The following is a 9710-nucleotide window of genomic DNA, read 5'->3' on the forward strand; positions in this document are numbered from 1 at the left end:
CGGCTGATCAGCGGTGGCGACGACCCCGATCAGCGCGACGCGCGACTGGCGCTGCGCGGCGAGCACCCCGACGTTCGCGAGGTCGTCCGGGCCGGCGCATCGATCTCGGCGGAGCAGGCACGCGAGATCGTGCGCGTGTCATCGCTCGCGCCGACGGAGAGCTCGCGCAAGGTGCTGATCCTCGACGAGTTCCACCTGCTCAGGCCGGAGGGTGCCGCCCTGATGTTGAAGACGATCGAGGAGCCGCCGGACTCGACGATGTTCATCATCTGCGCCGACTTCATCCCCCACGAGCTGATCACGATCTCCTCACGGTGCGCGCGCATCGATTTCCGGTCGATCGCCGACGGCGTCATCGCGGCGCGCCTGCTGACCGAGGGTGTCGGACCGGTCGAAGCGCAGGCCGCGTCAAAGGCTGCACTGGGCGATCTCGACCGCGCGCGACTGTTGGCGACCGATCCCGGACTGGCAGAGCGTCGCAAAGCGTTCCTCGCCTCACCGTCGACGCTCGACGGTTCGGGCAGTGTCGCGATGCGTCTTGCTGCCGAATTGCTCGCACTCATCGAGCAGGCGGCCGAACCGCTGACCGCCAAACAGTCGGCAGAAGCCGATGAGCTCACCGCCCGGATCAAGGAGTTCGGTGAGCGCGGAAGCGGCAAGAAACAACTGGAGGAGCGCCACAAGCGCGAGCTCCGCCGACAGCGCACCGACGAACTACGCGCGGGTCTGGCGACAATGGCGGCCGCGTATCGCGACACACTCACCGCGGGGACCGCCCCGAGCGTGCAAGAGGCCTCCGACGCGGTCCACCGGATCCATCGGGCGCTCGAGACGCTCGAACGCAATCCCAACGAGCGACTGCTGCTCGAGAACCTGCTCTGGTCGCTCCCGACCGCCTGATCGTCGATCACGCCGTATCCTCGACACATGGCCACCGCGACGGCTCCGACCACACTCCCACAGGCCAACGAACCGTGTTGGTGTGGCAGCGGGCGCAAGTACAAGCGTTGCCACAAGAAGCTCGAAGGCCGCGTCCTGCCCGGCGACGTGTCGCCGATGCGTTCGGTCCCCGACCACATCGCCCGCCCGCCCTACGCCGACACCGGCGAGTACGAGCCGTGGGACGAGAGTCGCGTCAAGTCACCCGAGATCATCGAAGCGATGCGCCACAGCGGCAAGGTCGCCTCGACCGTGCTCAGCGAGGCCGGAGCGATGGTCGCTCCCGGCATCACCACCGAGGAGATCGACATCTTCGTGCACGAGCGGTTCATCGAGCTCGGCGCCTACCCGTCGACGATCAACTATCACGGGTATCCCAAGGCCTGTTGCACGTCGGTCAACGAGGTGATCTGCCACGGGATTCCGGACTCGCGGGTCCTGCTCGACGGCGACATCTGCAACATCGATGTCACCGGGTGGACCGGAGGGGTCCACGGCGACACCAACGCGACGTTCTTCGTCGGCGACGTCGACCCGGAGAGCCGCCAGCTGGTCGAGGTCACCGAGGAATGCATGTGGCACGGGATCGAAGCCGCCAAGGCCGGCCGACCGCTGTCCGACATCGGTCGAGCAATCGAGGATCACGCCAAGCAGTACAAGTACGGTGTCGTGCGGGCGTTCGTCGGCCACGGGATCGGCGAGCAGTTCCACACCGACGTCCAGGTGCTGCACTACTACGACAGCCGCGCCAGCGTGATCATGCGCCCGGGGATGACGTTCACGATCGAGCCGATGATCACCCTCGGCACGATCAACTACAAGATCTGGGACGACGACTGGACCGCCGTGACATCGGACGGCAAGCGAACCGCGCAGTTCGAGCACACGCTCCTCGTCACCGACAGCGAACCCGAGGTGCTCACCGGTGGCGAAGGTGCCGCGAGCCCCTTCGCTCCCTGGAATCGCTGACACCCGCGACGGAGCTCAGCCCTCGCTGCTCGTCAGTTCCTTGATGTAGGCGATGATGTCGTCCACCTCGTCCTCGGTCAACCCGTTCGACGGCATCTTCACCGTGTAGCCCGTCACCTCGTCGGCACCGGGATCGAGGATCGCCCGGCGGAGATAGTCGTCGTCGGCGACCACGATGGTGGTGCCACCACCATCGTCCTCGGAGACCTTCACTTCGACGTCCCGGCCGGCGAGGTCCTCCCAGCTCGGGCCGACCCCGCCCTGACCGTCCGAGCCGTGACACGAGGCGCAGCCGTTCGACGTCGCGAGGTTCTTGCCCTGCTGCGCCTGTTCCGACAGGCCACTGTCGCCGCCACCGCCGCACGCCGCGAGGGTCAGCAGCGCGGCTCCGCCGGCGAGCAGGATTCGAGTCGAGATGGTCCGCCTGGTCGTGTCCACGAGGGTGCATTGTCGCACCGTCGGAACGGTTTGTGACTGCAACCGTTCCGCGCCCTCAGGGTGCCCGTGCGAGGATTCGGTCGTAGACCGGCTGCCACCATGCGCGGAGCACCTCGGCGTGCTCGTCATCGAGGCCGTACGCGGCGTCGGCGAGTCGGCCGCACCCGACCACGTCACCGTCGCGCAGAGCGGCAACGGCCGAATCGATCGGACCCGTCGGCCACGGGAGATCGGCGAGCATCGTGGGGCCGAGCCGGATCGTGGAGGGTGAGAGGCCGGTTCCGCCGCGTTGGTGCCACGCCCAGACCGAGACGGCCGGGCTGATCAGCACGGCCGCGATCTCCCACGCCGCATCCACGGCGTCGAGCGGGTCGAGCGGGTAGGCGGCGATCACGGGCACTCCCGGAAGCCATTCCCCGGCCGGATCGCACACCGCCTCGACGATCGGGGTCTGGTTCGCGATCAGCACCTTCGGAACGAGTCGCTGTGCCGCCCAGGCGGTCATCTTCGGGTCGAGCATCGTCAGGTCGAGCCGCGGCGCAACGAATCGTTGCTTGGCGAATCGGACCGATCGTTGCCCCCACCGACAGCGACCTGGATCGATCAGCCCGCTCGTCACCAGCGGCGGCCCGGTGTCGTGATCACCGACCGCCGCGATCATGCCGTAGTACTCGTCTCGGAAGTTGGCGTTGAGTCGCGCCCGGTCGCCGAGCCGACCCGCGGGTGGTTCGCGACCGTCGAACACGTCCGGGCAGGGAGGTACGCCCGAACGACTGGTCACGACGTGCGACCACGGCGCTGCCGACGCCGATCCTCCAGAACCGAACTCGAACGCGAGCGCACACGTGACGACCTGTGCGTCGAAGTCCCGGTCACCCGTCCAGGTCGACCAGAACATCGTCGCTCGCGCATCGATGCGCGCGCGAACCTCCGCCGCATCGCGCGCGGACAGGATCGACTGCGGGAGGACGAAGGCGACCCGTCCACCATCGGGATCGACCAGGTCGGCAGCGAGCGCGAGGAACTCGACCGCCGCATCCGCATACGGACCGCCGCCACGGGCACTGGCACCCCCACGCGTCGTCGACGCCGCGAGCTGCGACAGGTATGGCGGGTTCCCGATGATCAGATCGAACGTGCCGGTCCGACCGTCCCACCAGCGTGATGTGAGCGCGTCGTCGCAGATCACCTCGATGTCATCGAGCGCCTCGAGTCGGTCGACCGTCTCCCGATCGATGTCGATCCCGACCCCGGTCGCGCGACCGCCGGCCTCGCGGACGGCCTTCACCGCGGCGACGAGGAATCGACCGTCACCACACGCCGGGTCGACGATCCGAAGTGTTCGTCCGTGCCTGGCCCCGACGAACATTTCGTCGATCGCCGCCTCGACGACCTGCGCGACGAGGTGCTCGGGCGTGTACCACGCGCCGCGCTGCTTGCGCTCGCCATCGGCCGTGCCCATCTTCGAAGGCTAGGACGCGGAGGATCGGGGTCTACAGTCCTCGACGTGGCCGATGCCTCGCTGTCATCCATCTCCGAGGCCGACCTCGGCCCTGCCTCACGGCGTCTCTCGTTCGATCGGGAGTCGTGGGCCGAGTTGCGCGCCGCGACACCGCTCACCCTGCGCGAGCCCGATCTCGATCGGCTGCGTGGCATCAACGAGCGGATCGACCTCGACGAGGTCACGGCCGTCTACCTCCCGCTCAGCCGATTGCTCAACCTGTATGTGAGCGCGACCCAGAGCCTCCAGAAGGTCACGGCGACGTTCCTCGGCGCGCATGAACCGAAGGTTCCGTACATCATCGGGATCGCCGGTTCGGTCGCCGTGGGCAAGAGCACGTTCGCGCGCATCCTCCAGGCCCTGCTCGCACAGTGGCCGGACCACCCCAAGGTCGATCTGATCACGACCGATGGCTTCCTCTACCCGAACCACGTACTCGAGGAACGCGGCATCATGCATCGCAAGGGGTTCCCGGAGTCGTACGACACCCGTGAACTGCTCCGCGTGTTGCGCGAGATCAAGAGCGGCTACCCGCAGGTCGATGCGCCGGTGTACAGCCACGTCGTCTACGACATCGTCGACGACGAACGCGTGGTGATCGAACAGCCCGACATCGTCATCCTCGAGGGTCTCAACGTGTTGCAGACCGGTGAGGCGGCGACGGAGTTCGTGAGCGACTACTTCGACTTCTCGATCTACATCGATGCCGCCGAGTCCGACATCGAGAACTGGTACGTCGAGCGTTTCCTGACCCTGCGCGAGTCGGTGTTCCAGGATCCCGACAGCTTCTTCCGCAACTACGCCGACCTCACCGATGACGAGGCGATCGACACCGCCCGCGGCATCTGGCAACAGATCAACGGTCGGAACCTGCGCGAGAACATCGCTCCGACGCGCGACCGCGCCTCACTGATCCTGCGTAAGCGCAAGGACCACCGCGTCGACCGCGTCCAACTCCGCCGCCTGTAGCGGCCGTCGGACGATCATCGGTCAGTCCACTCCAAGCCAGCCGGGGAGGTCGCCGAGCGAGGCGAGTTCGACGACGTCCTCGTCGTGCTCGTCGACCTGCTCGAGATCCCATGTGAGGTGATACGGGACATGCACGGCGTGTCCACCGAGCGCCATCACGGGGAGGATGTCGCTCTTGACGGAGTTGCCGACCATGCAGAAACGATCGGGCTCGACACCGAAGCGCTTCATCAACTTGGCGTAGATCGGCGGATCCTTCTCGAGCACGATCTCGATGTCGCTGAAGTGATGTTCGAGACCCGACGTGGTGACCTTGCGGGTCTGATGCACGAGGTCGCCCTTCGTGATCATGACGAGCCGAGTCGAGCGTCCGACCCGTTCGAGCACCTCCGGCACGTGCGGGAGGAGGTGCACCCGGTCGACCAGCATGTCGGCGCCGAGTGCGACGATCTCGCGGATCGCTTCGGTCGGAACCGCGCCGTCGGTCATGTCGATGGCGGCGCGGACCATCGACAGCGTGAACGCCTTGACGCCGTAGCCCTGGCTGGCGATGTCAAGACGTTCGGTTGCGTGGAGCGCGTCGAGGACATCGATGCCGGCAGGAGTGAACGGGGCGAGCAGCTCGGCGAAACGCGCCTCGGTCGCCTGGAAGAGGTCCTCGCTCTTCCACAGCGTGTCGTCGGCGTCGAACGCCACGATGTCGAACTGCTCGATGCGTGCTGATCGTTCGCTCACGGCGAGCAGGCTACGCGCATGATTCGCGTCAGCCGCCGTTGCCGAGCACCGCACGCACCCCGGTGGCGCGTTGCTTGCAGTCCTTGCCGGCCGCTCCGAATGCGTCGTTGAGCTTGCCGAGCGCTCCCTTGAAGTTGGTGTCCCACTCCGACTTGAAGGCGTCCTTCGCCGGTCCGGTCCAGACGATCGAGTTCAGCGGTGAGTCGACGTCCGTGATGATCTTGTTGACGATCTCGATCTGAGCTTCGAGCGTGGAACCGAGCCCCTCGAGCTCGTCGGGGTTCGCTGCGTGGGTCATGGTGTACTCCTCGTGGTTCGGACGGAAGCGGCATCGTTCGGGCCGCCACCACCTCAGTGGGTCGTCATCGCGCCGGAGGGGAATCGCGTGTCGGCTACGTTCGCTTCATGAGCCGCCGAGCCGATGATGATGTCGATGTCGACCCGCAGGTCACCTCCGTGCGCGAGCACGCCACGGAGCACCTCGAACGGGCGACGGCGATGCGGCGTCGCCTCCACGAGTGGCCCGAGATCGGTAACCATCTCCCGCGCACCCGCGACGAAGTCCTCGCCGACATCGAGGACCTGCCGCTCGACGTGACCCTGCACGAAACGACGAGCGGTGTGACCGCACTCCTCGAAGGGAACCGCCCCGGTCCGACGATCCTGTTGCGCGGCGACATGGATGCCCTGCCGATGCCCGAGGACACCGGTCTCGATTTTGCGTCACGGGTCGACGGGTGCATGCACGCGTGTGGGCACGACACGCACACCGCGATGCTCGCGACCGCCGCACGGGTGCTGTCCGAGCGCCGCGACGAGATCGCCGGTCGCGTGATGTTCATGTTCCAACCCGGTGAGGAGGGCCACCACGGTGCCAAGCACATGCTCGACGAGGGTCTGCTCGACGTGCCGGCGCTGAGCGACGGAAGCCAGTCACCGGTGTCCGGTGCGTTCGCGATCCACATGACGTCGGCGTTGCCCACCGGGTGGGTGTCGACGCGGCCGGGCGCGGTGATGGCCTCGGCCGACGTCCTGCGCGTGACGGTGACCGGTCGTGGCGGACACGCGAGCGAGCCGTTCCGCGCGCTCGATCCCGTTCCGGTCGCCTGCGAGATCGTCACCGCGCTCAACTCGATGATCACCCGCTCGATCGACCCGTTCGACCCCGCGGTGCTGACCGTCACACGGCTCCTCGCGGGGACGACGAACAACGTGATCCCCGAGACGGCGATGATCGAGGGGACCATTCGCGCGGTCAGCGAACGCACGCGTTCATCGGTGCACGACGGGCTGAAGCGGGTGTCCGAAGGGATCGCGAGCGCCCACGGGTGCGACGTCGACGTCACGATCGACTTCGGGTACCCGGTCACCACCAACGACGACCGCTTCGCCGACTTCTCGCTCGGCCTCGCGCGCGAGGTCGCCGGACCGATGGCCACGGTCGAACTTCCGCATCCGGTGATGGGAGCGGAGGACTTCAGCTACCTCCTCAACGAAGTACCGGGAGCGATGGTGTTCCTCGGTGGGACCCCGCTCGGCAACGACCTCGCGAAGGCGGCTCCGAACCACTCGAACCGGGTGTTCTTCGAGGAGTCCGCGATGAGCACCGGCATCGCCCTCTACGCCACGACGGCCCTCCGCAAACTCGCCGTTACGTAACGGGTCTGACCCGTTACGTAACGCTGCGGCCGTCGAAGTCGGGGGCCAGGCGCAATCGGAGCGTGACGAGTTGGAACGCGCGGAGGGGGATGGCGAGCACGCCGTCGCCGACCTCTTCTCCACGCTGAGCGGTCTCCATCAGATCGCAGTACGAGGCTGCACCGATCCGGCTCCGGGCACTGATCGTGATCTTCGTCCGGTCGCCGACGGCTTCGTGCAGCCGAACGATCAGGTCGCCGCTGCCGTCGTCGGCGAGCTTGATCGCGTCCACCTCGACACCGCAGGCCGGTCCGCCGTCGGCACCGACGATCGAGATGATGGGCGTGACGTCGCCGCGTTCGGGCAGGTCACCACCGGTCCCGATGACCGTCAACTCGAGCGGACGATTCAACGCCTCGGCGGCCGCACGTACGTCACCGAGATCGCCGTCATGCGGTCGCAGCGCGACGCGGACCCGATGCGGACCCTGGTCCGCGTCCGGATCCGGGTACCGCGCAGCGCGTGCGAGGCTCACGCGGATCGCTCCGCCGAAGATCGCGTGCCCGAAGCGTCCGTCGTTGAGCACGGCCACGCCGAACGATGGCTCCGACACGCTGACGTAGCGATGCGCGCAGACCTCGAACTTGGCTGCATCCCACGGCGACGACGGATGCGTCGGTCGGTGGGTGACGCCGAACTGCACGTCACATGCGGCGGTGTCGGCCCGCACGTCGAGCGGGAACGCGATGCTGAGCAGGTGTTCAGAATGGTGCCAGTCGATGTGCAGCTCGATGTCGAGTTGGCGTGATTCTGCGCGCAGTTCGTAGGTGGTGACGACACACGACGGTCCGAAGCTGCGGGAGACGTGCACGCGACCGACCAGCGGGCCGTCGGCTTCGATCGTGACGGTTCCACCGTCGACCGGACGCGAATGCTCGCGCGCCCACGACTCGAGATCCCACGCGTCGTACTCCACCGGCTGATCGCGACCGAGTTCGAGGACAGCGGAGGTTTCGCCGTTCGGGATCAACTCGCGTCTCGACGCGATGTCGATCACCGACGTCAGCTCGCCCTGCGCATTCCAGCGCACGGCGAGGTGGCCGTTGGTCATCGAGCAGTCGGTCACGACCACCCGGTCGGTGGTCGCACGCGGGCTGAGTTCGGCGACGCCGAACGCCGGCGCGTCGAACGCGACCGCGAACTCGCTGGGGCCGATGCGTTGGTGCGGCGATCGCGCGAGCAGGTCCGGAAGCGGGGTCGGCAGATCGGGGAGCAGCCCGTGCTCCTCCCACCGGTCCGGGTCGAGCGAGGGGAATCCGGCGTCGAACACGTGGACTCCGTCGAATGCGACACCTGATGGGTTCGCGACCGACACGGGACTCGACACCAGTGCGGAGACGTGAGTCCCGGTGTGATGCGCCAGGTCGAGATACGCCTGCAGGAAGACCAGTTCCGCATCGCGATGGACCCAGGCGATCGACGAGCCGGGAAGGATGTCGTGGAACTGCTGCGTGAGGACGTCCGGCCAGATCTCAGCGATCGGGCGGATGTCCGAGTCCGCCGTGTCCTCGCGCATGCCATGGGTCGCCTCCCACAGTTCGGCCGCGAAGAACGCCCGCTCGACCCGGCGGTTGCCCAGCTTCGTGTTGATCTGGCTCGTCAGGGTCCCGCGATGCATCTCGAAGTAGAGCTCGCCGCGCCACACCGGGACCGGCGCTCCGCGCATCGCCTCGCGTTCGAGCGCGGTGAAGAGGTCGTCGGGTGAACCGATCTCGAGCGTCGCCTCCGGATCGATCACAGCCAGCCGGTGCACCCGTTCGAGCATCTCGCGCGTCGGTCCGCCCCCGCCGTCGCCGTGACCGAACGGCATCAGCGACACGTCGCTCCAGGTGTGTTCCTTGAAGTTCGCGACGGAGTGCCCGACCTCGCCCGGTGTGATCTCGGCGTTGTAGGTGTCGACCGGCGGGAAGTGGGTCAGCACCCGGGTGCCGTCGAGGCCCTCCCACCAGAACGTGTGGTGCGGGAACCGGTTCTGTTTGTTCCACGAGAGCTTCTGGGTCACGAAGCGGGTCATGCCGCCTGCGGCGAACAACTGTGGGAGCCCGGCCGGATAGCCGAACACATCGGGGATCCACACCTCCCGACACGGCGCACCGAACTTCTCGGTGAAGTACCGCTGGCCGTAGATGATCTGCCGGGCGAGGCTCTCCCCGGACGGCAGGTTCATGTCTGCCTCGACCCACATCCCGCCGACCGGGATCCACTGACCGTTCGCCACCTTCTCGACGATCCGCGCGAACAGTTCCGGATGCCGTTCCTCGATCCACGCGTACTGCTGGGCCTGGGAGCAACTGAATCGATACGCGGGATCCGCATCCATGAGATCGACCGCCGAGGCGAACGTGCGGGTGCACTTGCGGATGGTTTCGCGGATCGGCCACAGCCACGCGGTGTCGATGTGGGCGTGGCCGGTCGCGATGATCCGGTGACGGCGAGCACCGCCGCCGACGGGGGCGAGAAG

Annotated in this window: 8 protein-coding genes and 1 pseudogene; 4 read left to right on the forward strand and 5 right to left on the reverse strand. The window is 67.1% G+C overall.

Annotation, left to right across the window (positions count from 1 at the left end; genetic code table 11):
* Positions 1-900, forward strand: a pseudogene (locus tag WBV89_RS22035) (hypothetical protein); the annotation flags it as partial.
* A gap of 27 nt (positions 901-927) precedes the next feature.
* Positions 928-1908 carry a type I methionyl aminopeptidase gene (gene map, locus WBV89_RS22040; protein ID WP_423983477.1) on the forward strand — a complete coding sequence of 327 codons (981 nt, stop codon included), beginning with the start codon at positions 928-930 and terminating at the stop codon, positions 1906-1908.
* A gap of 15 nt (positions 1909-1923) precedes the next feature.
* Here map and WBV89_RS22045 read toward each other — a convergent pair whose 3' ends face one another.
* A complete protein-coding gene (locus WBV89_RS22045) occupies positions 1924-2346 on the reverse strand; it encodes a c-type cytochrome (RefSeq protein ID WP_423983478.1) in 423 nt (140 codons plus the stop codon).
* Positions 2347-2401: 55 nt separating this feature from the next.
* Positions 2402-3808, reverse strand: a complete 1407-nt coding sequence (locus tag WBV89_RS22050) for an HsdM family class I SAM-dependent methyltransferase (RefSeq protein ID WP_423983479.1) — start codon at positions 3806-3808, stop codon at positions 2402-2404.
* 45 nt (positions 3809-3853) lie between these two features.
* Between WBV89_RS22050 and coaA the strand changes: the two genes are divergently transcribed.
* The gene (gene coaA / locus WBV89_RS22055) at positions 3854-4816 is read left to right on the forward strand and encodes a type I pantothenate kinase (protein ID WP_423983480.1); all 963 of its coding nucleotides are present in this window, start codon (positions 3854-3856) and stop codon (positions 4814-4816) included.
* Positions 4817-4837: 21 nt separating this feature from the next.
* On the opposite strand, the gene WBV89_RS22060 is transcribed toward coaA, so the two are convergent.
* Both WBV89_RS22060 and WBV89_RS22065 read right to left on the reverse strand, forming a co-directional pair.
* Positions 4838-5551 (reverse strand): HAD family hydrolase, encoded by a 714-nt coding sequence (locus WBV89_RS22060; protein WP_423983481.1) that lies wholly within the window; start codon positions 5549-5551, stop codon positions 4838-4840.
* Between the two features lie 28 nt (positions 5552-5579).
* Positions 5580-5849, reverse strand: a complete 270-nt coding sequence (locus WBV89_RS22065; RefSeq protein ID WP_423983482.1) for a WXG100 family type VII secretion target — start codon at positions 5847-5849, stop codon at positions 5580-5582.
* Positions 5850-5956: 107 nt separating this feature from the next.
* On the opposite strand from WBV89_RS22065, the gene WBV89_RS22070 reads away from it, so the two are divergent.
* The gene (locus tag WBV89_RS22070; RefSeq protein ID WP_423983483.1) at positions 5957-7210 is read left to right on the forward strand and encodes a M20 metallopeptidase family protein; all 1254 of its coding nucleotides are present in this window, start codon (positions 5957-5959) and stop codon (positions 7208-7210) included.
* Between the two features lie 13 nt (positions 7211-7223).
* On the opposite strand, the gene WBV89_RS22075 is transcribed toward WBV89_RS22070, so the two are convergent.
* On the reverse strand, positions 7224-9710 hold a 2487-nt coding region (locus tag WBV89_RS22075; protein WP_423983484.1), incomplete at its 5' end, for an alpha-mannosidase.

This window comes from Ilumatobacter sp. (assembly GCF_049588435.1).
Lineage (GTDB): Bacteria > Actinomycetota > Acidimicrobiia > Acidimicrobiales > Ilumatobacteraceae > Ilumatobacter_A.